Origin of the sequence: Aurantimonas endophytica (assembly GCF_014196845.1) — a bacterium.
In the GTDB taxonomy this organism is placed as follows: Bacteria; Pseudomonadota; Alphaproteobacteria; order Rhizobiales; family Rhizobiaceae; genus Aurantimonas; species Aurantimonas endophytica.
Genome location: NZ_JACIEM010000001.1, coordinates 883,881 through 909,673 on the forward strand (window position 1 = coordinate 883,881; position 25,793 = coordinate 909,673).

General features: G+C 67.4%; 17 protein-coding genes. 5 read left to right on the top strand and 12 right to left on the bottom strand.

Features of this window, described 5'->3' with window-relative positions:
• Positions 1–239: 239 nt before the first annotated feature.
• Entirely contained in the window at positions 240–7,391 is a 7,152-nt protein-coding gene (locus GGR03_RS04390) for an apolipoprotein A-IV repeat region-like domain-containing protein (protein WP_183206308.1), read from the top strand.
• 216 nt (positions 7,392–7,607) lie between these two features.
• Here the strand turns inward: GGR03_RS04390 and GGR03_RS04395 are convergent, their stop codons facing one another.
• The 4 genes from GGR03_RS04395 to GGR03_RS04410 all read right to left on the bottom strand — a co-directional run bounded on the left by GGR03_RS04395 (position 7,608) and on the right by GGR03_RS04410 (position 12,238).
• Positions 7,608–8,198: an ABC-type transport auxiliary lipoprotein family protein gene (locus GGR03_RS04395; RefSeq protein ID WP_183206309.1), complete on the bottom strand. Its 591-nt coding sequence runs from the start codon at positions 8,196–8,198 to the stop codon at positions 7,608–7,610.
• Positions 8,199–8,275: 77 nt separating this feature from the next.
• On the bottom strand, positions 8,276–10,225 hold the full coding sequence (locus GGR03_RS04400; RefSeq protein WP_183206310.1) for an MlaD family protein: 1,950 nt from the start codon (positions 10,223–10,225) through the stop codon (positions 8,276–8,278).
• The gene (locus GGR03_RS04405) at positions 10,225–11,079 is read right to left on the bottom strand and encodes an ABC transporter ATP-binding protein (protein WP_183206311.1); all 855 of its coding nucleotides are present in this window, start codon (positions 11,077–11,079) and stop codon (positions 10,225–10,227) included. Before GGR03_RS04405 ends, GGR03_RS04400 begins: the two co-directional genes overlap by 1 nt.
• A complete protein-coding gene (locus GGR03_RS04410) occupies positions 11,060–12,238 on the bottom strand; it encodes an MlaE family ABC transporter permease (protein ID WP_183206312.1) in 1,179 nt (392 codons plus the stop codon). The genes GGR03_RS04405 and GGR03_RS04410 overlap by 20 nt, the downstream gene beginning before the upstream one ends.
• Positions 12,239–12,392: 154 nt before the next feature.
• Between GGR03_RS04410 and dgcA the strand changes: the two genes are divergently transcribed.
• Complete coding sequence (gene dgcA, locus GGR03_RS04415; protein WP_183206313.1) at positions 12,393–13,373, top strand: N-acetyl-D-Glu racemase DgcA; 981 nt, start codon at positions 12,393–12,395, stop codon at positions 13,371–13,373.
• 33 nt (positions 13,374–13,406) lie between these two features.
• Here the strand turns inward: dgcA and GGR03_RS04420 are convergent, their stop codons facing one another.
• Positions 13,407–14,435, bottom strand: a complete 1,029-nt coding sequence (locus GGR03_RS04420; protein ID WP_183206314.1) for a glycosyltransferase family 4 protein — start codon at positions 14,433–14,435, stop codon at positions 13,407–13,409.
• A 17-nt stretch (positions 14,436–14,452) separates the two neighbouring features.
• Positions 14,453–15,292 carry a UDP-2,3-diacylglucosamine diphosphatase gene (locus tag GGR03_RS04425; RefSeq protein WP_183206315.1) on the bottom strand — a complete coding sequence of 280 codons (840 nt, stop codon included), beginning with the start codon at positions 15,290–15,292 and terminating at the stop codon, positions 14,453–14,455.
• A 185-nt stretch (positions 15,293–15,477) separates the two neighbouring features.
• Here GGR03_RS04425 and GGR03_RS04430 point away from each other — a divergent pair, with 185 nt between their 5' ends.
• On the top strand, positions 15,478–17,793 hold the full coding sequence (locus tag GGR03_RS04430; RefSeq protein ID WP_183206316.1) for an NADP-dependent malic enzyme: 2,316 nt from the start codon (positions 15,478–15,480) through the stop codon (positions 17,791–17,793).
• 27 nt (positions 17,794–17,820) lie between these two features.
• Here GGR03_RS04430 and gltX read toward each other — a convergent pair whose 3' ends face one another.
• The 3 genes from gltX to GGR03_RS04445 all read right to left on the bottom strand — a co-directional run bounded on the left by gltX (position 17,821) and on the right by GGR03_RS04445 (position 21,293).
• Positions 17,821–19,194, bottom strand: a complete 1,374-nt coding sequence (gene gltX / locus GGR03_RS04435) for a glutamate--tRNA ligase (RefSeq protein ID WP_183206317.1) — start codon at positions 19,192–19,194, stop codon at positions 17,821–17,823.
• Between the two features lie 78 nt (positions 19,195–19,272).
• Entirely contained in the window at positions 19,273–19,572 is a 300-nt protein-coding gene (locus tag GGR03_RS04440; protein WP_183206318.1) for a hypothetical protein, read from the bottom strand.
• 2 nt (positions 19,573–19,574) lie between these two features.
• A complete protein-coding gene (locus tag GGR03_RS04445) occupies positions 19,575–21,293 on the bottom strand; it encodes an NAD+ synthase (protein ID WP_246367581.1) in 1,719 nt (572 codons plus the stop codon).
• Positions 21,294–21,375: 82 nt separating this feature from the next.
• Here GGR03_RS04445 and GGR03_RS04450 point away from each other — a divergent pair, with 82 nt between their 5' ends.
• The gene (locus GGR03_RS04450; protein ID WP_183206319.1) at positions 21,376–21,924 is read left to right on the top strand and encodes a DUF1003 domain-containing protein; all 549 of its coding nucleotides are present in this window, start codon (positions 21,376–21,378) and stop codon (positions 21,922–21,924) included.
• Positions 21,925–22,105: 181 nt separating this feature from the next.
• Complete coding sequence (locus tag GGR03_RS04455; RefSeq protein ID WP_246367582.1) at positions 22,106–22,822, top strand: DedA family protein; 717 nt, start codon at positions 22,106–22,108, stop codon at positions 22,820–22,822.
• On the opposite strand, the gene GGR03_RS04460 is transcribed toward GGR03_RS04455, so the two are convergent.
• The 3 genes from GGR03_RS04460 to GGR03_RS04470 all read right to left on the bottom strand — a co-directional run bounded on the left by GGR03_RS04460 (position 22,776) and on the right by GGR03_RS04470 (position 25,715).
• Positions 22,776–23,366 carry a hemerythrin domain-containing protein gene (locus GGR03_RS04460; protein ID WP_183206320.1) on the bottom strand — a complete coding sequence of 197 codons (591 nt, stop codon included), beginning with the start codon at positions 23,364–23,366 and terminating at the stop codon, positions 22,776–22,778. The genes GGR03_RS04455 and GGR03_RS04460 overlap by 47 nt on opposite strands.
• Positions 23,367–23,414: 48 nt before the next feature.
• Positions 23,415–24,212, bottom strand: coding sequence for a DODA-type extradiol aromatic ring-opening family dioxygenase (locus GGR03_RS04465; protein ID WP_183206321.1), 798 nt, complete (start codon positions 24,210–24,212; stop codon positions 23,415–23,417).
• 120 nt (positions 24,213–24,332) lie between these two features.
• Positions 24,333–25,715: a class II 3-deoxy-7-phosphoheptulonate synthase gene (locus tag GGR03_RS04470; protein ID WP_183206322.1), complete on the bottom strand. Its 1,383-nt coding sequence runs from the start codon at positions 25,713–25,715 to the stop codon at positions 24,333–24,335.
• Between the last annotated feature and the right edge of the window lie 78 nt (positions 25,716–25,793).

The following is a 25,793-nucleotide window of genomic DNA, read 5'->3' on the forward strand; positions in this document are numbered from 1 at the left end:
ATTTTCGTAAAGCCGTTAACCTTATGTTTAAACTTGTAGGTATCCGGCGGTTTTACGGTTTCTTTCGATGCAGTCGCTATCTACCATGGATCATGCGAAACTGCCGGCTGGAGGCTATGCGCCTACCGCCGACGGCCAGCATGCCGGAATCGGACGGGGCTTCCAACCCCTCGTGCACGTCCGTATGGCGACCCTCGGCGGAGCGGGTCCATAGTAACGAGTATTGAGGCGCGACGGCCATGTCTAAGACCAATCCCATCGATCAGCTTTCGGACGAGGCAGTCAACGAGCTCGAAGCGGCCCTCAGGGCCGATCTCGGCGGGCCGGAAACCTACGACGAGCCCGGTCAGGCATCCGGAACGCTCCTGGATGACGCCGCGACCCAGCACGCCGAGGTCGAATTCTCTCTGGACGAGTTCGAGCGCCAGATCAACGAGACCGCCGGCCAGTTGCGGAACGACGAGGCCGATGCGTCCGCGCCTGTCGCATCTGCTGATCCGCTCGACACCGACAGCGTCGACGTGACCGGCAGTCCCGCGGACGCTTCGCAGACGGTCGGTCTGCGCCGCGAAGCCGGCGACGAAACATGGGTGCCGTCCGCCGCGGCCACCGCTTCTCGCCGCCCCGCTCCCGCCGACGAGACGCCGCGCGCCTACGCCCAGCCGCCGGCAAACGACGAAGAGCGCCGCTCGACGGTCATGGCCGACGCGCTTCTCAACCGGCGCGCCTCGAAGGCACCTTTGTGGATCGCCCTCGCCGTCTCCGTTGCCTGGCTCGCCGTCACCGGCTTCGTCGCCTTTGGCCTGTACGATCTTGCCGCGCTGTCTGCCGGCGTCACCGATCCCGCGCGCCAAGGCGAGGTGGCGCTGCTTGCGGCGATCGCCTTCGTGCCGGTGCTGCTGATCTTCGCCTTCGCCGTCATGGTCCGTCGCTCGGCCGAATTGCGGCTGATGAGCCGTTCTCTCGCCGAGGTCGCGCTGCGTCTCGCCGAGCCGGAGACGGTGGCCACCGAACGGGTGATGAGCGTCGGCCAGGCCGTCCGCCGCGAGGTCGCGGCCCTCGGTGAAGGCGTCGAGCGCGCCCTGGCGCGGACGTCCGATCTCGAAAACATCGTGCACAAGGAAGTCGGCGCCCTCGAGCGGGCCTATGCCGACAACGAGGTGAAGATCCGCACGCTGGTGCAGGATCTCGGCGCCGAGCGCGAGGCGATGCTTTCGCATGGCGAGCGCCTGCGCTCGACCGTCGTCGGCTCGCACCAGCGCCTGGTCGAGGATGTCGACCGCGCATCGGATCAGATCCTGCAGCGGATCGAGGATGCCTCGCATCGCTTCACCGCCCTGCTGGACGAGCGCAGCGAAGTGCTCAACAAGGACTTCGCCGCCCGCAGCGGCAATCTCGTGGAAGCGTTCGAGGAGCGCAGCCGCAACGCCAATGACAGCCTGACCGCCCATACCGAAAGCCTGGTGGCGCGTCTCGGCCAGAGCGCCGACGACGCGACGCATCGCCTGATCACCACCGGCGAGGACGTCGCTCGGCAGTTCGACGAGCGGATGGAGGATCTCGATTCACGCTCCCGTGCCATCGTCGGCCGTCTCACCGATATCGGCCAGGACGTCACCGCCCGCCTGACCGCCACGGGCGATGCGGTCTCGGGCCTCATGCAGGCGCGCGGCCAGAACATTGCCGGCGAGAGCGAACGCTTCCTTGCCGAGCTAACCGAAGCGCTCGACGGCCGGTCCATCGGCCTGGCGATGGAAGGTCAGACCTTCCTGACCAGCCTCGAAGAAGCCTTCGAGGAGCGGATGCGCGAAATCGGCGACAAGAACCAGATCTTCCTCACCAGCCTGGTCGAAACCGTGGACAGCCGCCGCGAGCGGCTCGATGCCGATTCCCTGCGCTTCATCGAGACGCTGGAGCTCGGCCTCGGCGAGCGCACCGAGCGTGCCAGCCGTCTGCTGGACGATGCCAACAGCCGCACCCTCGGCGGGCTCGACAGCCGTATCGAGACGATCGAACAGGCGCTGACCGAGCGCGGCGGTTCGCTCGTGGCGGCGCTCGACCAGCGGACGGACGCGATCGACCGCTCCGGCGACCGGATCGCCGAGGCGCTGGAGCGCCGTTCCCTGGAATTCGCGCGGACTCTCGCCGATCGCACCCGCGACATCGCCAATGCCTTTGCCAGCGGCCAGGCCGAACTGACGATGAAGGCCGGCGACGCGGTCACCCTGGCGCAGTCGACGCTCGAAGGTCGCGCCGATGAGCTGCGCCACCTCTTCGACGAGCGCATCGCCACCTTTGCTGCGCTCATGGAAGAGCGGACCGGCCAGCTCGCCGGCACCGTCGACGACCGCCTGCTCGCCTTCGACCTCGCCAGCGACGGCCGGATCGACAGCATTGCGCAGAAGGCAGGCGACATGGACGCCGCCATCGAGCGGGCAGCAGCGCGTCTGGAAGACCTCCTCTCGCAGCGACGCGACGAGATCGAGGCTGCGGTCGACCGCGGCACGGCCGGCTTCCGCGAAACGCTGGACGGCCGCGTCCTCTCGATCGAGAAGGCGATCGTCGGTCACGGCGAGGACATCGAGGCCTCCTTCGCCTTCGCCCAGCAGAGCCTGCTCGGCAACCTGGAAGAGAAGACCGCCGGCCTGACCCGGGCCATCGAGGACACTGTCGCCCGGATGGAGGACCTGATCGGCGGCGCCGAAGGGGCTCTCGCCCGCGGCATCGATGACCGGACCGGTTCGCTGGCCCAGTTGCTCGACGATCGGCGCGAAGCCATCGAGGGACTGGTTGCCGCCGGCCGTGATGGTCTCGTCAACGGACTCGACCAGCGGATCGAGGCCATCGCCAGCCTGCTGTCGGAGCGCGTCGGGCAGTTCCACGATTCGATCGAAGACGAGTCGGCCCGCCTCATCGGTGGCATCGACGAGCGCACCGGGGCCCTCACCATGGGCCTCGCCGATCGCCTCGCCGCCAGCCACACGATCCTGTCGACGGCACAGGACGATCTCCTCGCCGGGCTCGACCAGCGTCACCAGGCGATCCGGACGACGCTCGACGAGCGCGCCAGCGTGCTGCGCAGCCTGTCCGAAGAGACCCACCAGAACCTCCTTCTTTCCCTGGACGAGCGCATTGCCGGAATTTCCGGCAGCTTCGACCAGGCGGTCAAGAACGTCGCCGAGGACCTCGCCGAGCGGGTCCAGTCGCTCAGCGGCGTCATCGACGGTTCGCGTCTTGCCATTGTCGGCGAGGTCGACCGCAATACCGAGCGGCTTCGCGAGGAGATGGACGCCCGAACCAATAGCTTCGGACAGCGTATCGCCATCGATGCCGGCACGCATCTCGCTGCCGTCCAAGACGCGCTTGGCCTCCTCGTCGACGGTCTCGACGAGCGGGTCGGCAAACTGCGGTCGACGGCCGAGGAAGTCGAGATCTCGCTCCGGGACGGCCTCGACGGTCGCTTCGAGGCTATCCGCACGATTATGCAGGAAGGCCACGGCACGCTCATCGGCGACCTCGACCGGCGCACCGAGACGCTCTCCAGCGAGATCGGCGAGCGGGTCATGCGCGTCGGCGAAAGCCTCGACGGCCGCGTCGAAGCCATCCGCGCGATCATGCAGGAAGGCCACGGCACGCTCATCGGCGACCTCGACCTGCGCACCGAGACGCTCTCCAGCGAGATCGGCGAGCGGGTGATGCGCGTCGGGGAGAGCCTCGACGGCCGCACGGCGGCGCTGCGCAGCGTCATCGAACAGGCACGTGCCATTCTGGTCGACGGGCTCGACGACCGGCTGGCCGCCTTGCAGGGTGTCATCGACGGATCGGAGGGCACGCTGCTCGCCGGCCTCGACGAGCGCACCGCCCGCATCGGCGAACAGCTCGACAATGGCCGCGATTCGATCGCGGCAGCCATCGAAGAGCGCGTCAACGGCATTGCCGAGGCGATCTTCGAGGCCGACCTTCGACTGGCCTCGGCGCTCGAGGAACGTCGCGACAGCATCGCCGGCATCGTCGAGGAAGCTGCCCGTTCGGCGGCCGCCACGCTCGGCGACCGTGCCGACGACGTCCGCCGCGTCATCGAGCAGAGCGTCGGCGACGTCTCGACCTCGCTGGAAATCCGTCGTGACGAACTGCTCGCGGCGCTGGAGACCGGCTCCACGAGCCTGACCGGAGCACTCGACCAGCGCACCGAAGCGATCTCGACGGCTCTGGATCGCGGCCTCGGCAATGTCGAGCGCACGCTCAACACCCGTACCGCCACGATCGCGGACACGCTGCGCCAGACCATTGCCAGTGCGACGGCAGCCATGGGCGAGGAAGCCGCTCGGGCCCGTCAGAGCCTCGAAGGCGAGACGCGCAAGATCGCCGCGAGCGTCGACGGGATCGAGGAGATCTTCCTCACCTCCACCGAAGACGCGCGCCTGCGGCTGTCCGGCGAGGCCGACCGTCTCGCCGAGCGCCTCGGCGCGCTGGCCGACGATCTGGCGACCAAGGCTTCGGAAGCAAGTTCCTCGCTGGTCGGCGAAGGCGGCCGTATCGCGGAGAACATCAGCGGCGCGGCGGAGATCATCCGCTCGCTGTCCGAGCAGTCGCGCAGCCGCTTCGCTGCCGAAGCCGAAGAACTGGCAAGGTCGATCGCCGACCTGTCCGGCCGCATGCGGACGGAAGCCGAGGAGGTGCGGACCGGTCTTGCCGAACAGCGCGCCGCATTGGCCGACAGCCTTGCCGGCATCACCGTTGCGGTGGCCGGCGAGTTCGAGCGCAACACCGGCAGCTTCGCAGCCAGCGTCGACGAGGCGAGCGAGCGGCTCCGCCTGGCCGGTCAGGAGGGCCGCGAGCGCTTCGTCACCGATGCCGGCGAGATCGCCGCGCAGGTGGAGAGTGCCGCCGAGCGCATGCGCGAAATGACCGAGGCGGCGCAGGCAGCCATGCAGCAGAACACCGACGGCTTTGCCCGTCGCCTGTCCGGCGCCTCGTATCAGATCCGCAGCGAGACCGATCGGGTCGCCGAGACCCTCGAGCAGCGCTCGCAGCGCTTTACCGAGGAACTCGCCGCCGTCTCGGAGCGGCTGTCGGAGATGCTGGCTGCCAACCCGCTGCGCACCGACCTGGAGGAAGCCACCCGCGCCATCCACGACCAGCTCGCCGAAGCCTCGCAGACCTTCCTGCGCGACGCCGACGGTGCCCGCACGGAGATCATGGCGCGCGGCGGCGAACTGGCCGGCCAGCTCGCCTCCATCTCCAGCGCCATCCGCGTCGAGACCGAGCGCGCCCGCGAGCAGCTGCTCGAAAGCGCCGGCAATGTCGGCGAAGAGCTCGTCGCCCGTCTTGCCCGGTCCGAGCAGGAGATCGACGCGCGCGCCCGGATGCTCGGCGACGACATCGACGAGAAGACCCGCACCCTCGCCGCGCTGCTCAGCGCCCGCACGAGCGAAATCTCCCGCGTCCTCGACGAGGAAGCACGGCCGATGTTCGACCAGCTGGGCGAGAACGGTTCGGAGTTCGCACGGCTGCTCGAACGCAGCACCCGCGACGCCTCGGACCGGATGCGCGAGGAGAATGCCGCCCTCGTCGCCGCCTTGGGCCGCCGTGCCAGCGAAACGATCGAGAGCCTGAATGCGTCTTCCAGCGAGGTCCTCGGGGCCTTCGACGAGAAGACCACGACGGCCGTCGGGCTCGTGGCCGAAATGCGCGACCAGCTGCAGCGTGAAGTGGGTGGCCTCATCGGCCGGCTGGCGCAGACCAGCGGATCGCTGCGCGGCCTCGTGCAGGAGGCGGCCAGCAATCTCGGAGCGATCGACGCCACCCTGCAGGAAACCGGCACCCGGTTCACTCAGGGCGCCGAGCAGGCGTCCAACTCGATCTCGCTCTCCTCGCGCCTCCTGGAGAGCAATGTCGAGCGCCTCGACCATCTGTCGATGAGCGCCTTCTCGAAGGTCGCCGGCATTGCCGACCGCTTCCAGGAGCACGGGGCAGTCCTCGGCGACGCCGTCAAGCTGATCGAGGCGAGCGAGATGACGCTGCGCTCGACGCTCGAGAACGGCCATGGCGGCATCGAGGAGCTGTCGGCGGGCCTGGTGAAGCGGTCCGAGGAGATCGGCGAACTGATGCGTTCCTTCGAGGAGGTCATCGAGGGCCTGTTCGAGCGGACCGAGCAGCGCTCGCGGCTGGTTTCGGCGCGGCTCTCGTCGGAGGTCGGCGAGAAGCTCGGCGAGGCGGATGCGCAGATGCAGAGCGCCGAGGAACGTTCGCGGGCGGCCGCCGAGGCCATGCGCAGCTCGATCCAGTCGGTCGTCGAGGATGCCACCCAGCGCTTCCACGGCGCGACCGAGGAGATGCGCCGGACCGCCGCGGAGATCCGCGAGGAGCTCGAGAGCGCCCGCAACGAGATCCGGCGCGGCGTCTTCGAACTGCCCGAGGAAACCCGCGAGACCACCGAGGCGATGCGTCGGGCCGTCGCCGACCAGATCCGCGCCCTGAAGGATCTCTCGGACATCGTCTCGCAGTCCGGCCGCGCCTTCGACGTGTCGTCCCGTTCGTCGTCGCAGCGTCCGGCCGCGGTGGAAGCACCATCCCGCCCCGCTGCCAAGCGCGTCGAGCAGCAGCGGCCCGCTCCTGAAAGCCCGCGGGTTTCGGAGCCTGTCGACCAGGCGCTGTTCACCGAAGAGGAAGAGCGCGACGTGGAGGCGCAGATCGCTGCGTCCTTCATGACCGACGGCAATCTCGCACGCGATCTGAGGGGGTCGAACTACGACGCTCCGTCGCGGACGCCGTCAACGTCCGCCGGTTCCGCGCCGACCGCTGGCTCCGCCGAGATGCGCGGCTCGGAGCGGACGCAGGCTGCTCAGCCCTCGCCGCTGCGTCCCGCGGCGCGGCCGGCGGAGTCGCAGGGAACTCAGGCCGCCGCATCGCGGCCGGGTGGCGGCTGGGTCTCGGACCTGCTGCGCCGCGCCTCCCGCGACGAGGAGGAGGCGGCGCCGGCTGCGGCCACCCCGGCACGGCCGGCACCTGCCGCCTCGCAGCCGACGGAACGCTCGCCGGAGCATGTGGTCGACTCGCTCAACTCGCTGTCGGTCGACATTGCCCGTGCGATCGACCACAACGCCTCGGTGGAGCTCTGGGACCGTTACCGCAAGGGCGAGCGCAACGTCTTCACCCGCCGGCTCTACACGATGAAGGGCCAGCAGACCTTCGACGAGATCCGCCGGAAGTATCAGCGCGACACGACATTCCGGGAGGCGGTGGACCGCTATATCGGCGACTTCGAGACGCTGCTCGGCGACGTGTCGAAGAACGATCCCGACAACCGGACGACGCACACCTACCTGACCTCCGACACCGGCAAGGTCTACACCATGCTCGCGCATGCATCCGGTCGCTTCGACAGCTGAGGTCCCGGCATGCGCCATCGGTAACGAAAAACGGCGGCCGCTTCGAAAGGAGCGGCCGCCGTTCTGATTCCAAGTGATGACAGGGATCCGGCAGGCAGCGCCAGCGGTGCGGGTTACAAAGATACCCGGTATGCGAGAGAGCAAAGCCGGTGACGAGCTTTCGCTTGTCACCGGCCCCGGTATGTCAGGCAGAAGCGATGGCGCGCCGAGGTCTGGTCAGATAAGCGCCAGCGTCCAGCGGACGATCTCGCCCGAGATCTGCTCGAAGGCGTGGTCGAGGGCCGCGACGTAGTCGGCGTTGCTCGTCCCCGCGACCGGCACCTGCACGGCAAAGACCTGGGTGCGCAGCACGCTGCCGTTGCGGTCGTTGAGCGCCTTGACCGAGATCTCGATCACCGCCCGCGCCGGGCCGACCGCCTCGATCTCGAACTTCCGGACTTCCATGACCATCTGGTAGTCGATGGCCAGGCCCTGGCCGGGCACGCCGACCGCGCCGATGCGCCCGGTGTTCTCGAAGGCCTGCAGCAGCCGCAACTGGACCATGCGCGGCAGGCGGTCGCTCCACTGGCTCCCGGCAAGATACTCGACCGAATAAGGCGTCGGCTTCACCACGATCCGCTCGGAATCCAGCGTCTTGATCGCCGTCGGCTCCGGAATCAGGATCTGCGCCCGGCTCTGGCCGGCGACGTTCTGGACCATGGCCGGGGCCGAGATCTCGAACGTGTCCGGCGGGGGCGTCGACAGGCAGGAACTGAGGGCCACCGCGAGGAACGCCAGCAGGACCGGTCGGGACGTTGAACGCATCATTTCTTGCCTGTTCCTGTCGCGGTCGCGACCTTTGCTCGCACTCGTCATTGCCGCTGTCAACGCTGAGTCCATGGGGCTCAGCGCCGGGTCCGGCCGTCAAACTGCTTGACCTCGTCGCCGCCGTAGATCAGCCGGCTCGGGTTGTTCGAGAAATCGTCGACCGCCCTGTCGATCCGGCCAACCGACTGTGTCACATCGCGAACCAGCGTCTGGAATTCGCGCAGGCCCTGACCGGTGAACCGCTGGAGATTGGCCGAGATCGGCGTGACCTCTGCCTGGATCGACTGGGCAGCGGCCCGGATCGACCGGAGCGTCGTGGCGACGTCGGTGCCGAGGCTGGTGCCGTCATTCGCGCCGGCCAGGAGGTCGTTGACCGAGGTCACGACGCTGTCGATGCGCTGCGAGGCGGCACTGATCCGCTGGCTGGTCAGCTCGACATTGGTGATGATGTCGTTGATGTCCTCGCGCCGCTCCCCGATGGAATCGGCGACGCCGGCGATCGAGTCCGCCGCCCGGGCGACGTTGTCGGTCGCCGAGGAAACGTTTTCGACCGCGCGGTTGACCTGACCCGGATCGATGCTGGCCAGCAGCGTGTCGACCTGGGCGCGGGTCTCGGAAAACCCGTTGAGGGTCGCCTCGAGGGTCCGGACCGTCTGGTCGACACCGTCGATGATCGACTGGACTTCAGGGGTCTTGGCGCTCAGTGCCGAGGTGACGTTTCGCACGTCGCCGATGACCTCGTTGACGGTCGTGGCGTCGATCGAGTTGATCAGCGCGTCGGCCGAGGCCACCGTCTCGTTGACCTGGCGGCTGGCGGCGCTGATGTTTTCGGTGATCGGCCCGAGGCTGGCGAGCAGGCCGTCGATCTCGCTGCTGCGACCCGCGATCGTGGTGGTGATCCGGTTGACGTTCTGCGCCGAATTCGCGACGCCGGCGATCGCCGAATTGATCGCCTCGCGCTGCGTCGAGATCGACTGCGTCAGCGACGAGACGTTGCTGGCCGTCGCGGCGATGTCGTCGATGGCGGTGGAGACTGCTGCGGGATCGACCGCCGCGACGACCCGATTGGCCGTCTCAAGCGTCGTGTCCAGGCGCTCGGCCACCCGCGTCGCCGTCTCGGTGATCGGTCCGAGACCGGCAAGGAAGCGGTCGATCTGCGGCGTGTTGCGGCTGATGATCTCGCCGACTTCGCCGACGCTGTCCGCGGCGGTTTGCACCGAGGCCACGACGCTCTCGACGTTGTCGGATTGGGCACGCAGCGTCTCTGACATGGCTGCGACGTTGGAGACCGTGGTGCGGATCGCTGCCGGGTCGACAGCCGCAAGGATCGCCTGAACCTCGGAAATCGCATCGGGAAGCCCCTCGGCGACGGTGTTGGCGGTATTGGCGAGCCGGCTGAGGCTCTGCAGGAACTCGTCGATGTCATCCGAATTGGACGCGAGGCTGGAGGTGAACTGCTCGATGTTCTCCGACGTCTTCGAGACGTTTTCGAGCGTGACGCTGATCGACGGCCCGGCACCGGCGACGATGCTCTCGAACTCGCCGAGGATGGTGTTCGCCCGATCGGCGATGTCGCGCGCCGTCGCCAGGATGTCGGTGATGTCGGACGGATTGGCCCGGATGATCGGCACGGTGCCCTGCTGCTGGGCCTCCTTGATGATGTCCGGCTCGTCGGCGGCGCCGCCCTTCAGCTCGATGAAGGCAAAGCCGGTCAGGCCCTGGAAGCCGATATTGGCCTGCGTCGTCTCCTTGATCGGCAGGTCCGGATCCACCTGGGTGGACGCAATGACCACCCGGGGATTGTTGGGATCGATGCGCAGCGACTGCACGGCGCCCACCGGCAGGCCGTTGAACAGAACTTGGCTGCCCTGCTGCAGGCCGGTGACCGAACCCTCGATCCGCACCAGCAACGGCACGCGCGAATCCCCCTGGGAAGCGAAGATCGACCAGTAGACGAAGGCGAACGCCAGAACGAGGACGACGAGCGTGAAGATTCCGACTCGGACGTAATTCGCCTTGGTTTCCATCAAACGATCCCCTCTAGGGCATGCCCGGCATTTTCCGGCGCGGCGATGGTGCGCGCACGTTTGCCGTGGAAGTACGATTTCACCCAGGGGTGATCGAAGGCGAGCATGGTCGACAGCGGACCTTCGACCAGCACCTTGCGATCCCCGAGAACGGCGATGCGGTCGCAGGCCTGGAAAAGGCTGTCGAGGTCGTGAGTGACCATGTACACGCTCAGCCCGAGCGTGTCCCTCAACGTCATGATCAACTGATCGAAATCGGCGGCGCCGATTGGGTCGAGGCCCGAGGTCGGCTCGTCGAGGAACACGATGTCGGGATCGAGCGCCAGCGCTCTTGCGAGGGCTGCGCGCTTGATCATGCCGCCCGACAGTTCCGAGGGGAATTTCCCGGCGGCGTCCTGCGGCAGGCCGACGAGATCGAGCTTCAACCGCGCCAGCTCGTGCATCAGCTCCGGCGACAGGTCGAGATACTCGCGCATCGGGACTTCGATGTTCTCCAGGACCGTCAGCGAGGAGAATAACGCGCCGTGCTGGAACAGGACGCCCCAGCGGCGCTCCACCGCCAGCCGATCTTCGTCATTCGCATCCGGATAGTTGATCCCGAAAACGTCGATCGTTCCGCCCTGCTTCTGGTTGAGGCCGAGAATGGTCCGCAGCAGCACCGACTTGCCCGAACCGGACGGGCCGACGAAGCCGAGGATCTCGCCGCGGCGCACTTCCAGCGAGAGCTTGTCGAGAATCGTATTCTCGCCGAAGCGCACGGTGACGTCCTCGACGCGGATGATGATGTCGTCATCATTCCGCGAAGCGGCGGCGGCACCGTTCGGGCGGGCGGGATCAGAGACCGATGGAGGCATAGAAGATCGCGAATAGGCCATCCATCAGGATGACGAGGAAGATGGCTTTCACTACGGCGGCGGTAACGTGCAGGCCGAGGCTTTCGGCGCTGCCCCCGACCTTCATGCCCTCCGATGAGGCCACGAGCCCGATGATGATCGCCATGAAAGGCGCCTTGATCAGGCCGGAGAACACCGTGAACAGGTCGATCGAAGACTGCATTCCCTGGATGAAGTTCGCCGTCGAGATTCCCGAATAGACGTTCAGCACCAGCATGCCGCCGAGCAGCGCCGAGAGATTGGCGAGCACGGTCAGCAGCGGCAGCGCGATGGTCAGCGCGACGAGGCGCGGAAACACCAGGACACCGATGGGGTTCAGCCCGATGACCTGGAGCGCGTCGACCTCCTCGCGCATCTTCATCGAACCGATCTCGGCGGTGATGGCGCTGCCGGAACGCCCGGCGATCATGATCGCCGTCAGGAGCACCCCGATCTCGCGCAGCACGAGGATGCTGATGAGATTGACCGCGTAGACCTCGCCGCCGAAGCGACGCAGCTGGAAGGCCCCCTGCTGCGCGATGATCGCGCCGATGAGGAAGCTCATCAGCATGATGATCGGCACCGCCTTCACGCCCATCTGGTCGATCTGGTTGAAGATCGCCGCCGAGCGGATCTGCGTCCGCCCGTTCAGCCGGCGGCCGGCGCCGAAGATCGCGCCGCCGATGATGTTGAGCGCGATGACGACCTCGTCATACATGCCGACGGCACCGCGCCCCACCGCGTCGAGCAGACCCATGATGACGTTGCGACGCGCGGTTTCGGGTTCCGGTCGCTCCCGGTCCATCGCCCGCCGCACCGCGTCGAACAGGGCGGTGTCGCGGTCCGCGACGCCCTCCAGCTGGGACGGGCCCCCAAGATCGCGGGCCAGCCGCTCGATGACGAACGCGCCTGCCGTGTCGATGCGGCCGATATCGCCGCAATCGACGATGGTGCTGGACCTGGCGTCCGACTTGCCGACCTCACTGACCGTCTGCTCCAGCGAGCCGACGGTGCGCGCCAGCCAGTCGCCCGTCGCCTTCAGCACGACATGCCCGTCCCGCTGCTCGCGATCGAGCGCAGGCGGGACAGCGTGCCGCCGCCCGGTCGCGCCGGCGGTCCGTGCTGGAGAACTCTCGGGCATGGGCGAGTGCTTGACCTTCCTTCGAAGAGCCGGACATAGCGAGGCGCGGTTCGCCCTGTTCGCGGCGCTTCGTACAAGGGCGAAGGATTAATCATCTATTGACGTCTTGTCATGGATTCTCCGCCGTTCCACCGCCCACAGGGATCGATAAGCCATGCCGCGTCGTGTTTCGGTCACAGTCGAGCACTTCCCGCTCGCCCGCGAGTTCCGTATTTCGCGCGGCGCCAAGACCGAAGCGGTGGTGATCGTCTGCGAGATCGAGGAAGGCAGCTTTCGCGGCCGGGGCGAATGCGTGCCCTATGCCCGCTACGGCGAGAGCATCGACAGCGTCGTCGCGGCGATGGAATCCGCCCGGGCAGGAATCGAGCGAGGCGCCTCGCGGGATGATCTCGGCAGGACGCTCCCCGCCGGCGCGGCGCGCAACGCGCTCGACTGCGCGCTCTGGGACCTCGAGGCCAAGGCGAGCGGGCAGCGCGTGGCGGCGTTGATCTGCCGGACGGCGCCCCGGCCGCTCGAAACCGCCTACACGATCGGCATCGACGCGCCCGCGGCCATGGCGGATGCCGCCAAAGCGGCGCGGCGCAGCCTCTTGAAGATCAAGGTCGGCACGGAAGACGATCTCGAGCGCATGGCCGCCATCCATGCCGCCACGAACGGAGCCCGGCTGATCCTCGACGCCAACGAGGGCTGGACCGCCGCCAATATCGGCGTTCATCTCCAGGCGGCCGCAGCCACCGGCGCCGTGCTGGTCGAACAGCCGCTCCCGAAGGATTCGGACGCCATACTCGCGGACATTCCCCACCCGGTGCCGATCTGCGCCGACGAGTCGGTCCACACCACCGAGGACCTCGAGGCGCTGCGGGGCCGCTACGACTACGTCAACGTCAAACTCGACAAGACCGGCGGCCTGACCGAGGCGTTGCGGCTGGTCGCACGGGCGCAGGAACTCGGCTTCGGCGTGATGGTCGGCTGCATGGTCGGCACGTCGCTGGCCATGGCGCCTGCCGTGCTGCTGGCGCAGATGGCGGACTTCGTCGATCTCGACGGGCCGTTGCTGCTGGCGAAGGACCGGCCGCATGGCCTCGTCGACGACCGCTCGACCGTCGCGCCGCCCACCCCGGAACTCTGGGGCTGACGCAGCCCGACGTCGATCGTCGAGTCCGGTTGCCTACCCGGCGAGGCGCAGCGGCGGTGCGGCCTGCGCATCCATCGAGGTCTGCAGGAACACGTCGGCGCAGGCTTCCCAGCTATAGGCCTTGGAGCGCTCCAGCGCGTCGCTGCGCCGCAGCGACAGCGCCGCAAGGCACGCCTCGCGCAGGTCCGTCGAGATCCGCCCCGCATCCGACCCCGCGATGACGTCCAGCGGGCCCGGCTCCGGATAGGCGGCCACCGGCACGCCGCAGGCCAGCGCCTCGATCAGCACGATCCCGAACGTGTCCGTCTTGGACGGAAACACGAAGACGTCCGCCGAGGCGTAATAGCGTGCCAGTGCCTCGCCGGTCTGGGCGCCCGCGAAATGCACCTGCGGATATCGCTTCATCAGCTCCGGCAACATCGGGCCGTCGCCGACGACCAGCTTGGATCCCGGCAGGTCGAGATCCAGGAACGCCTGGATGTTCTTCTCCGGCGCGATCCGCGAGACGGTGAGGAAGATCGGACCCGGCAGGTTCAGCGCGATCGGCTCGGCGGGATGGAACTGGCGGCGATCGACACCGCGCGTCCAGGTGACGAGGTTGCTGAAGCCGAGCTCGACGAGCTTGCGGCGCATCGACTCGGTCGGCACCAGGCATGCCGAGGCCGGGGCGTGGAATCGCCGCAGGAAGGCGTAGGTGACGCTCTCGGGGATGGGCGCCCGCTTGCGCAGATACTCCGGGAACCGCGTATGGAAGCTTGTCGTGAAGCGCCGTCCGCTGCGCAGTGCCGCCCGTCTTGCGGCGAGGCCGACCGGGCCTTCCGTCGCGATGTGGATGGCGGTCGGCTGGAACTCGTCGACGATCTGCCCCAGCCGGTCGGCGGAAGCGAGGGCCAGCCGGATCTCCGGATAGGTCGGACAGGCGACGGTGCGAAAGTCGAGCGGGCTGACGACCCGCACTTCGGCCCCGCGGTCACGCAGCTGGTCGCAGAGACTGGAGAGCGTGCGGACCACGCCGTTTACCTGCGGGTGCCAGGCGTCGGTGGCGATCAGGAAACGGTTCATGGACATCGTCCTTGCTATCACGCCGCCTCGGCCGCGGCCGGCGGGACGACATCGGCGACATAAGTCTCGTCCTCGCCTCGCGGAAGTTTCTCGCGCGCCGTCTCGGTCCAGCGGATCAGTTCGAACGATCCATCGTGGCGCTCCGCGACGGCGGTGCAGCTTTCCACCCAGTCGCCGGTGTTCACGTATTCGATGCCGTCATGCGAGGTCAGCTGCGCGTGGTGAATGTGGCCGCATATAACGCCCTCGCAGTCGTGCCGGCGCGCCTCCTCCGCCAGCGCCATCTCGAAGGCGCCGATGAAGTTGACGGCGTTCTTGACCTTGAGCTTCGCCCAGGACGAGATCGACCAATAGGGGAAACCGAGGCGGCGGCGCACGACGTTGAACACGACGTTGATGGCGATCGCGGCATCGTAGGCCCAGTCGCCGAGATAGGCGATGACGCGGGCATTGCGGACGACGACGTCGAAAGCGTCGCCGTGGATGACGAGGAACCGGCGTCCGTCCGCGGTGACGTGGACGTCGGTCAGCTTCACCTCGACGCCACCGAAATGCTGGCCGGGAAAATCCCGCAGGAATTCGTCGTGGTTGCCGGGCACGTAGATGACCGAAGCGCCCTTGCGGGCCTTGCGAAGCAGCTTCTGGACCACGTCGTTGTGGGCCTGCGGCCAGTGCCAGGACCGTTTGAGGCGCCAGCCGTCGACGATGTCGCCGACGAGATAGATCTTCTCGGCGTCATGCACGCGCAGGAAATCCACCAGCAACTCGGCCTGTGCCGCCTTGGACCCGAGATGGACGTCGGAGATGAACAGCGTCCGGAAGTGACGCGCCGTCGTCAGCTGGTGCATGGTCGCCATCCTGTCCCTGCCTCTGTGGTCCCCTTCGCTAAGAGCTGGAAATGACTGATTCTGATTGCATCCGTGTGACGCACGGCGCGCTCCCGTTGCGGCAGTCGGCGCTCTTCGGTTGCCAGCCGCAGGTGATCGTTTAGAAGGAGCCCCGGGCGGCGCGGGAAGGCTGTCGAAAAAGCGGGGGACTTTGCATGTCGGAGAACGAAACAGGCGGCACGGGCATGACCATCGCCGACCTCGACGAGCAGGCGCTGTTCTACCACCGCTACCCGACGCCCGGAAAACTCGCGATCCGCGCGACCAAGCCGCTCGGCAACCAGCGCGACCTTGCGCTGGCCTATTCGCCCGGCGTCGCCGCTCCCTGCCGCGAGATCGCCCGTGACCCGTCGCTGGCGGCGGTCTACACGAGCCGGGCCAATCTGGTCGCGGTTGTCTCCAACGGGACGGCCGTGCTCGGCCTCGGCGACATCGGTCCCCTCGCCTCCAAGCCGGTGATGGAGGGCAAGGCTGTCCTGTTCAAGAAATTCGCCGATATCGACGTCTTCGACATCGAGATCGAGGCGCGCGAGATCGACCACATCTGCGACGTCGTCGCGGCGCTGGAGCCGACCTTCGGCGGCATCAACCTCGAAGACATCAAGTCGCCGGAGTGCTTCGAGGTCGAGGCCCGGCTGCGTGAGCGCATGGCGATCCCGGTCTTCCATGACGACCAGCACGGCACCGCGATCATCGTCGCGGCGGCGATCCGCAACGGTCTGATGCTCGCCGGCAAGACGCTGGCGGAGGCGAAGATCGTCACCTCCGGCGCCGGCGCCGCCGCCATCGCCTGCCTCAACCTGCTGGTGGAACTCGGCGCCCGGCGCGAAAACATCACCTGCACCGACATCGAAGGCGTCGTCTACGAGGGGCGCGAGAAGCGCATGGACCGCTGGATGGCAGTCTACGCGCGGCAGACCGACAAGCGGACCCTGGAGGAAGCAATCGAGGGCGCCGACGTGTTCCTCGGCCTCTCCGCCGGCGGGGTCCTGAAGCCGGAATATCTCAAGTCGATGGCCGAGCGTCCGATGATCATGGCGCTCGCCAACCCGACGCCGGAGATCATGCCGGAACTTGCTAAGGCGGTGCGGCCCGACGCGATGATCTGCACAGGGCGCTCGGACTTCCCCAACCAGGTCAACAACGTCCTTTGCTTCCCCTACATCTTCCGGGGCGCGCTGGATTGCGGCGCCACCGGAATCACCGAGGGAATGAAGATCGCTGCGGTCGACGCCATCGCGGCTCTCGCCCGCGAGGAAGTCTCCGAAGTCGCGGCCAAGGCCTATGGTTCAGACACGCCGGTGTTCGGCCCGGACTACCTGATCCCCTCGCCCTTCGATCCGCGGCTGATCCTGAAGATCGCGCCGGCGGTGGCACTGGCGGCCGAGGCCGAGGGCGTCGCCCTGAGGCCGATCACCGACATGCCGGCCTATCTCGACCGGCTGAACCGCTTCGTCTTCCGCTCCGGCCTGATGATGAAGCCGATCTTCCAGATCGCCCGCAATTCCGGCAAGCGGGTCATCTTCTCCGACGGCGAGGACGAGCGCGTGCTGCGCGCCGCGCAGGTTCTGCTCGAGGAGAAGGTTTGCCTGCCGATCCTCGTCGGCCGTCCCGGCGTCATTGCGAGCCGGCTCGAGCGCTACGGCCTGCGCATCCGGCCAGGCACCGACTTCGAGGTGGTCAATCCCGAGGACGATCCGCGCTACCGGGACTATGTGGACCACTATTTCGAAAAGGTAGGCCGCAAGGGCGTCAATCCCGATACGGCGCGCACCATCGTGCGCACCAACAACACGGTGATCGGCGCCGTCGCGGTCTCGCGCGGCGAAGCCGACGCACTGCTCTGCGGCCTTGAGGGTCGGTACCCGCCACATGTACGCGACATCAGCCAGGTCATCGGCATGATGCCGGGCGTGCGCCGCTTCGCCGCGATGAGCGGGCTGATCTTCCAGCAGGGCACCAAGTTCTTCCTCGACACCTACGTACAGCGCGACCCGTCTGCCGAGGACATCGCCGAGATGACGCTGCTCGCCGCCGCGGCGATCCGGCGTTTCGGCATCGAGCCGAAGGGCGCTTTGGTCTCGCACTCCAATTTCGGCACAGACGACACCGAGGCGACGCGCAAGATGCGCCGCGCTTTGGCGCTGATCCGTGCGCAGGCCCCGGAGCTCGAAGTCGACGGCGAGATGCACGGGGACGCCGCGCTGAACGAGGAGATGCGCAAGCGTCTGATGCCGAACTCGACCCTGAAGGGCGAAGCGAACCTGTTGATCTTCCCCAATCTCGATGCCGCCAACATCACGCTCGGCGTGGTGAAGACGATGACCGAGGCGCTTCATGTCGGGCCGATCCTGCTCGGCGCGGCCTCGCCCGCCCACGTGATGACGCCCTCGGTCACCTCCCGCGGCATCGTCAACATGGCGGCGATCGCAACGGCGCAGGCCGTCCAGCAGGAGGAAGCGGAGGGCTGAGGCGCGCGCCTCAGAATCTCGTTCGCCTCAGCGGAGGCGCGACAGCAACCGCTCGCGCCCGATCAACGGCAGCAGGCCGGCAAGCTCGGGGCCATGGTCGACGCCGGTGATCGCCAGGCGGAGCGGCATGAACAGCGTTTTGCCCTTGCGGCCCGTCGCCTCCTTCACCGCGCCGGTCCAGGCGCGCCACGTGCCGGCGTCGATCTCGCCCGCCGGCAAGAGGTCACGCGCCGTCCGGACCATCGCCTGGTCGTCCTCGGAGAGGTCGGGCGTCGGCACTTCGCCGCCGAAAACCACCGGCACCCACTGGGCAACGTCGCCGACCTTGGCGCAATTGCCCCGGACGACATCCCAGAAGGTCGCCGCGTGCTCCGGCGGCACGCCCATCGCCGCCAGCCGGTCGGCAACCGCCGGATATTCGAGCCCGTGCACGATCTCGGCGTTAAGCCGGTCGAGCTCGGCGGGATCGAACTTCGACGACGATGCCGAGACCTCGTCGAAGGCGAGGCGGTCGCCCAGGGATGACAAATCCGGCATGGCCTCGATGGCGCCGGCATGGCCGACCAGTACCGCCAGCGAGGCGACGGCCATCGGCTCGTAGCCTTCCTCCCGCAGCGATTTGAGCGACAGCGCCCCGGTGCGCTTCGACAGGCCCTCGCCGCCGAGCGCCGTCAGCAGGTTGTGATGGCCGAAGCGCGGGACCGCGAGGCCGAGCGCCTGAAAGATCGCCGCCTGGACGCCGGTATTGGTGACGTGGTCGTCGCCCCGGATGACGTGTGTGACACCCAGTTCCCCGTCGTCGACGATCGACGGCAGCGTATAGAGGAAGCTGCCGTCCTCACGCACCAGGACCGGGTCCGACAGCGAGGCGAGATCGACCGTCTGCGGTCCGCGGATGAGGTCGTCCCAGTGGATCTCGGTCCGCGTCGGCGCGAACGGATCGGCGCCGAAATTCGGCAGCAGGAACCGCCAGTGCGGGCGGCGGCCCTCGGCAGCCAACGCGCCGCGCTCGGCCTCCGTCAGCCGCAACGCCTCGCGGCCATAGACCGGCGGGAGGTTACGCGCCGCGAGCCGTTTGCGCTTGCGGTCGAGCTCGTCCGGCGTCTCGTAGCAGGGATAGAGCAGGCCCTCCTCCCGCAGCCGTTCCGCCGCCGCCTCGTAGAGTGCCAGCCGGTCCGACTGCCGCACCGTCAGATCGGGCGCGATGCCGATCCAGGCAAGATCCGTCTCGATCATGTCGGCGAATTCGCGCCGCGACCGCTCCCGGTCGGTATCGTCGAAGCGCAGGACGAAGCGTCCGCCCTCCCGCCTGGCGAACAGCCAGTTGAACAGCGCGGTGCGCAGATTGCCGATATGCAGGTAGCCCGTGGGCGACGGCGCGAAACGAACGGTAACGGTCATGGCCCTGACTAGAGAACGCGGGAGGCGCTGGCAATCAGGGGGCTCGGCCGGGCGCCGTCAACGCCGGTGACTGCCGGCTCAGATGTCCAGCCGTATCGGCGTGCCCGTCGCCAGCAGCCAGGCAAATAGAACCAGTCCGGTGAGCAGCATCGCGCTCCCGATCACCAGCTGTCGCGCGGCATAGCGCCGTTCGGGTTCGAGATCGGGCCCGAACGCCTCGCGCCGCGTCGCCCGGAAGAAGTCGCCGAACTGGAAGCTCGGCCGATAGCCGACGACCTTCCATATCCGTCGCATGGCGAGGAAATATCGCAGAAAGAACAGGAGGCCGACGCCGGTGAAGGCGATGGCGAGCGAGTCGAGCGGCGGGATTTCCAGCATGGTCAGGCTCCGTGCCGGAAGCGGTTGGTGATCGGATAGCGCCTGTCGCGGCCGAAATTCTTCCGCGTCACCTTGGTGCCCGGCGCCGATTGGCGACGCTTGTATTCAGCGACGTAGAGCAGCCGCTCGATGTGCCGCACCGTGTCGGCGTCGTAGCCGCGCGCCACCAGATCGTCGACGCCGCCGTCATGTTCGACCAGATGCTCGAGGATCGCGTCGAGCACCTCGTAGGGCGGCAGCGAATCCTCGTCCTTCTGGTCCTCGCGCAGTTCCGCCGATGGCGGCTTGTCAATGATCCGCTCGGGAATCATCACCCCGTCCGGACCGAGCGAGCCAGCCGGACGATGGGCATTGCGCCAGCGTGCGAGGCGGAAGACCTCGGTCTTGTAGAGATCCTTGATCGGGTTGAAGCCGCCGTTCATGTCGCCATAGAGCGTCGCATAGCCGACGCTCATCTCGCTTTTGTTGCCGGTGGTCACGACCATCGCGCCGAATTTGTTGGAGATCGCCATCAAGATGACGCCGCGCGCCCGGCTCTGAATGTTCTCCTCGGTCACGCCCGGCTCGGTGCCGGCGAACAGCGGCGCCAGGGCATGGCCGAACCCCTCCACCGCCTCGGCGATCGGCACGACGTCGTAGCGCACGCCCAACGCGATGGCGCAGGCTTCCGCGTCCTCGAGGCTGGTCTCGGCCGTGTAGCGGTAGGGCATCATCACGCAGTGGACGCGCGCCGCGCCCAGCGCATCGACGGCCATGGCGGCGACGATGGCCGAGTCGATGCCGCCGGAAAGACCGAGCACGACCGAGCGGAAGCCGTTCTTGTCGACATAGTCGCGCAGCCCGAGGACGCAGGCCCGCCAGATCGCCTCGTCCGGGTCCGGCAGCGAAGCCACCGGCCCGCCCTCGCAGATCCAGTCGTCCTCGGTCTTTCGCCAGCGTGTGACGTAGACGCCTTCGTCGAACTCCGGCAGTTGGAAGGCGAGACTGCGGTCGCCATGGAACGCGAAGGATGCGCCGTCGAAGACGAGATCGTCCTGCCCACCGACGGCGTTGGCGTATACGATGGGCAGGTCGGTCTCGATGACCTGCCGCAGCACCACCTGGTGACGCACGTCGAGCTTGCCGCGATAGAACGGCGAGCCGTTGGGCACCAGCAGGATTTCCGCGCCCGATTCCGCCAGCGTCTCGCAGACGCCGAGCTCGCCCCAGATGTCCTCGCAGACCGGAATGCCGAGCCGCAGCCCGCGAAAGTTGACGGGACCCGGCATCGGACCGGCCTGGAAGACCCGCTTCTCGTCGAACTCGCCGTAGTTCGGCAGGTCGACCTTGGAACGCCAGGTCTGGATCCGGCCCGCGTCGAGCACCGCAACGGCGTTGTGCAGGCCCTCGTCGTCGCGCAGCGGGCAGCCGATGATCACACCCGGCCCGCCGTCCGCGGTGTCCCGCGCCAGCGACTCCACTGCCTCCCGGCAAGCATCGACGAAGGCCGGCTTCAGGACGAGGTCCTCGGGCGGATAGCCGGCGATGAACAACTCGGTGAACAGGATAAGGTCGGCATCCTGGGTCGCAGCCTCGGCCCGTGCCGTGCGGGCAAGCTCCAGATTGCCGGCGACGTCGCCGACGACGGGGTTGAGCTGCGCGACGGCAAGCGTCAGGCGGTCGGTCAGGTTCTGCACGCCAAGCCCTTCTCGGAACATCCCGTTGGTGTTCTCGCCGGTCATCTGTTCAACCGTCGATCCGGCTCATATCAATCTCCCGGTGACGGCGCGAGCCCGGCTTCGGCCGACTTTGGAGAGAACCACCATGTCGAGAGAGAAATTCGAGGCGGGGGCCCTGCGCTGGTTCGGCCGACCGCTCGACGTGCTACGCCCCGCCGAGCGGCGGATCCTGGAGCAGGCGCACGCCCGGCAGCCCATCGCCGCCGACAGCAACGCCGATTTCGATGCGCAGCTCTCGTTCGGAGACCGTTTGTCGGACAGGATCGCGATCGTCGGCGGGTCGTGGGGGTTCATTCTCGGCTTCCTCGGCTTCCTCGTCATCTGGGCTCTCGTCAACACGGTCCTGCTGACGCAGAACCCGTTCGACCCGTACCCGTTCATCTTCCTCAACCTCATCCTGTCGATGCTCGCCGCCATCCAGGCGCCGATCATCATGATGTCTCAGAATCGCGCGGCTGCGCGTGACCGGCTCGATGCCAGCCACGACTACCAGGTCAACCTCAAGGCCGAGATCGAGATCCTGGCGCTGCACGAGAAGGTCGATGCTCTGCGCGGCACCGAAATTGCTGCCCTCGGCGCGATGCTGGCCGCGATCGACGAGCGCCTCGACCGCATGGAACGCAGTCGGTCGTGACGCTTGCAGATGACAATACGACGCGCGATCCTGCCGGCAGACGCATGAGCGCTCCGGCGGGATTGAGTGGCAGGCGCTCGACGGCCATTCGTCAGCCTGGCGAATGAAACCACTTTTTTGCGCCGCAAAACTCTGTAACAAGCCGGCGGAATGAACCTGACAACGCCGCGGCCGGTTGCCGATGGCTGTCCCCATCCCGATGTTCGGAGCCATGGTGTACGAGATACTGGGCCTCATTGGCCAATTCGGACCGATCATCGTCCTGGCCGGCACCTTCTTCGAGGGCGAGGTCTTCGCGATCATCGGCGGCTTCCTTGCCTACCGCGGCTCCTACCCGCTGGAGATGATGATTGCCCTCGCTTTTGTCGGCTCGTGCATCGGCGATCTCTCGGTCTTCCTGTTCGCGCGCTACTGCTCGAACCATCGTTGGGTGGCGCGCTGGCGCGATCACGACAAATTCGCCCGGGCGATCGGCCTCGTCGAGCGGTTCCCGGCCTTCTTCGTCATCGTCAACCGCTACATCTACGGGCTGCGGATGCCGGGACTGATCGCGCTCGGCCTCTCGCGCATATCGGTGCTACATTTCGCGCTGCTCAACCTGATCGGCGCAGGGCTTTGGGCCGGCATCTTCACCACGCTCGGCTATGTCTTCGGCTACTCGATCGGCTCGGTCTTCGCGCAGCTGGAAGTGATGGAGCAAGGCGTTGGCATCGCCCTGGCGGTCATCGCCGTCCTGCTCGCAAGCTGGTTCGCCTGGCGGCAATGGGGTCCTGCACTCACAAGGCGCATCCGCGGGCCCCGCCGCCGCGAGACTGCCGCACCCGACGAGCCGCGGCCGGAACTGGCCGCCGTCAGATCCCGATCGCAGCCTCTCCCCGATCGAGGATCAGAGGAATGATCAGATCCTCCTCGTCTTCGAGGTGTCGGATCAGCCGTTTCAACAGCCGCTCGCTCGCATCGGCGTAGCCATCCGCCGCGCGGCGCGCCGCATCGCTCGGCCGAGGGCCGGCGGCTACCTCGATCGCCAGGAAGCGGTTGGCCGTTTCCGCGGTTTGCATGAGGTCGTGGTGGATCACCTCGTGATCGGCCTCGAGCAGGTCGAAACCGTGCGCCAGCTTGCGTTCGGCCCGCTGGAAGACCGGGAAGTAATGCTGGTCCTCGACCTGGTGATGGCCCTCGAGCTGCGTCAGGAAGAACTGCAGCCGCGGCGCGAACCAGCGGCGGAAGGGATCGAGCTCGACCGTGCCTTCGCGATGCTGCGACAGCCCGTCGCCGAGCGCGGCCCCGAGTTCGCGAAACATGTCGTGGCGTTGCAGCCAGAACCGCGCCGTGGTGCCGAGATTGGCGTGGCCGTCCCAAACATCGCGCGGATATTTCTCGAGCAGCGCGCGCAGGTCGGCGGGCAATCCGGGGCGTGTGTCGAGGTCGATCGCTTGAATCATGGTCTCAGCATCCGCCGGTTTCCGCTTCGTATCGCTGGATATTTCGCCTCAGACGAAAGCGAAGGCTTCCATGGCCAGCACGCCGAAATCCTGGCTCGCATGAAGCTTCGTCGCCTTGGCCGCGGCGCCCGCCGCTCCCAGGGCGACATAGAGCGGCATCAGATGCTCGTCGGTCGGATGGTTCTCACGGGCGAACGGAGCACTCGTCCGATAGGTCTGCAGCGCCGACCGGTCCCCCGCGACGAGCCGGTCCGTCATCCAGTCGGCGAAACCTGAGACCCATTCCGGCGTCGCCGCCTGGCGATCGTTCTGCCGGATGCGGGCAAAGGCTTCGCGAAGATTGTGGGTGAACGAGCCCGACCCGATCACCAGCACTTCCTCGGCGCGCAGGAAGCCCAGCGCCTCCCCCAGCCTCAGATGGTAGGCCGGGCCCTCGCCCGGGTCGATCGACACCTGGATAACGGGGATGTCCGCGTCCGGGTAGGCGAGGCTCAGCGGCACCCATGTGCCATGGTCGAAGCCACGGCCGGTCACCACCTCCGCGGCGAACCCGCCGTCGCCGAGCGCTGCCGCCACGGTTGCAGCAAGCTCCGGATCGCCCGGCGCCGTGTAGCGGATCTCGTAGAGGCTGCGGTCGAAGCCGCCGAAATCGTGGATCGTCTCGGGCGCCGCATCACCCGAGACGAGAACCCTGCCCTCGGCCTCGAAATGCGCGCTCGCCACCACGATGGCCCGCGGCCGCGGCAAGGCGGCGCCCAGGCCCCGCAGGAAGCGCGTCGCCTCGGTCTCGGCGATCGCCACGTCGGGAGAGCCGTGGGAGATGAACAGGCTGGGCATCAGGGGCATCGCGTCGGCTCCGGCGGGGGACCCGATTAAGATAGTATCCGGTGGCCTCGCCCGTCACCGGCGCCTGCCGCGGACGGATCGTTCACCGATCCGTCCGCCCGACATCAACCGCGACGCCGCTCAGCGGCGGGCCGCCTGCTGCTGCTGCGGCGCGGCCGCGTGGTCGTGCTTCAGCAGCTCGGCCACCAGGAAGGCAAGCTCCAGCGCCTGGTTGGCGTTGAGGCGTGGATCGCAATGGGTGTGGTAGCGATCCGACAGATCTTCAGCCAAAACCGGCCGCGCGCCGCCGGTGCATTCGGTGACGTCCTTGCCCGTCATCTCGATATGGATGCCGCCGGCATGGGTGCCTTCGGCCCGATGCACCGCGAAGAAGCTCTCGACCTCGGAGAGAATCCGGTCGAAGGGCCGCGTCTTGTAGTGGTTGAGCGTGATCGTGTTGCCGTGCATCGGATCGCAGGACCACACGACCTTGCGCCCTTCCCGCTCCACGGCGCGGATCAGCTTCGGCAGATGCGCCTCGACCTTCTCGTGCCCGAAGCGGGTGATCAGCGTCAGGCGCCCGGCCTTGTTCTCCGGGTTCAGCCTGTCGATCAGCCGCAGCAGCGCGTCCGGCTCGAGCGACGGGCCGCATTTGAGGCCGATCGGGTTCTTGATGCCGCGGCAGAACTCGACATGGGCATTCTCTTCCTGCCGGGTGCGGTCGCCGATCCAGATCATGTGGCCGGACGTGGCGTACCAGTCGCCGGAGGTCGAATCCACGCGCGTCAGCGCTTCCTCGTAGCCGAGCAGCAGCGCCTCGTGGCTGGTGAAGAAATCGGTCTCCCGCAGCGACGGGTGGTTCTCGGAATTGATCCCGATCGCCCGCATGAAGTTCATCGTCTCGGAGATGCGGTCGGCGAGCGCGCGATAGCGCTCCGCCTCCGGGCTCCCGCCCACGAACCCGAGCATCCACTGATGCACGTTCTCCAGATTGGCGTAGCCGCCCTGGGCGAAGGCGCGCAGCAGGTTGAGCGTCGCCGCCGACTGGCGGTACGCCTCGATCTGGCGCTCCGGCGAGGGAATCCGCGAGGCCTCGTCGAACTCGATGCCGTTGATGATGTCGCCGCGATAGGAAGGCAGAGTCTTGCCGTCCCGGGTCTCGTTGTTCGACGAGCGCGGCTTGGCGAACTGCCCGGCGATGCGGCCGACCTTCACCACCGGCTGCGAGGCGCCGAAGGTCAGGACGACGGCCATCTGCAGGAAGGCGCGGAAGAAGTCGCGGATGTTGTCGGCGCCGTGCTCGGCAAAGCTCTCGGCACAGTCGCCCCCCTGCAGCAGGAAGCCGCGGCCTTCCGCCACTTCCCCAAGCGCACGGGTCAGCTTGCGCGCCTCACCTGCAAAAACCAGCGGCGGATAGGTCGCGAGCTTCTTCTCGGTCTCGGCAAGTGCCATCGGGTCCGGGTAATCCGGGACCTGCTCGATGGGCATCGAGCGCCAGCTTGCCGGGTTCCAGTCCTTCGCCATGGTCATGTCTCCTGACCGGACGCTGCGCCGGTCGTCTGTCTTATACGTCGCGGGTCGAAATAAGATGGTCGCCGCACC

Coding starts and splice junctions, on each gene's coding strand:
- GGR03_RS04420 (WP_183206314.1), bottom strand. CDS start 14,435: ATGAACCGTTTCCTGATCGCCACCGACGCCTGGCACCCGCAGGTAAAC.
- GGR03_RS04400 (WP_183206310.1), bottom strand. CDS start 10,225: ATGGAAACCAAGGCGAATTACGTCCGAGTCGGAATCTTCACGCTCGTC.
- GGR03_RS04430 (WP_183206316.1), top strand. CDS start 15,478: ATGTCGGAGAACGAAACAGGCGGCACGGGCATGACCATCGCCGACCTC.
- GGR03_RS04445 (WP_246367581.1), bottom strand. CDS start 21,293: ATGACCGGCGAGAACACCAACGGGATGTTCCGAGAAGGGCTTGGCGTG.
- GGR03_RS04390 (WP_183206308.1), top strand. CDS start 240: ATGTCTAAGACCAATCCCATCGATCAGCTTTCGGACGAGGCAGTCAAC.
- GGR03_RS04405 (WP_183206311.1), bottom strand. CDS start 11,079: ATGCCTCCATCGGTCTCTGATCCCGCCCGCCCGAACGGTGCCGCCGCC.
- dgcA (WP_183206313.1), top strand. CDS start 12,393: ATGCCGCGTCGTGTTTCGGTCACAGTCGAGCACTTCCCGCTCGCCCGC.
- gltX (WP_183206317.1), bottom strand. CDS start 19,194: ATGACCGTTACCGTTCGTTTCGCGCCGTCGCCCACGGGCTACCTGCAT.
- GGR03_RS04460 (WP_183206320.1), bottom strand. CDS start 23,366: ATGATTCAAGCGATCGACCTCGACACACGCCCCGGATTGCCCGCCGAC.
- GGR03_RS04455 (WP_246367582.1), top strand. CDS start 22,106: ATGGCTGTCCCCATCCCGATGTTCGGAGCCATGGTGTACGAGATACTG.
- GGR03_RS04440 (WP_183206318.1), bottom strand. CDS start 19,572: ATGCTGGAAATCCCGCCGCTCGACTCGCTCGCCATCGCCTTCACCGGC.
- GGR03_RS04395 (WP_183206309.1), bottom strand. CDS start 8,198: ATGATGCGTTCAACGTCCCGACCGGTCCTGCTGGCGTTCCTCGCGGTG.
- GGR03_RS04450 (WP_183206319.1), top strand. CDS start 21,376: ATGTCGAGAGAGAAATTCGAGGCGGGGGCCCTGCGCTGGTTCGGCCGA.
- GGR03_RS04470 (WP_183206322.1), bottom strand. CDS start 25,715: ATGGCGAAGGACTGGAACCCGGCAAGCTGGCGCTCGATGCCCATCGAG.
- GGR03_RS04465 (WP_183206321.1), bottom strand. CDS start 24,212: ATGCCCCTGATGCCCAGCCTGTTCATCTCCCACGGCTCTCCCGACGTG.
- GGR03_RS04410 (WP_183206312.1), bottom strand. CDS start 12,238: ATGCCCGAGAGTTCTCCAGCACGGACCGCCGGCGCGACCGGGCGGCGG.
- GGR03_RS04425 (WP_183206315.1), bottom strand. CDS start 15,292: ATGGCGACCATGCACCAGCTGACGACGGCGCGTCACTTCCGGACGCTG.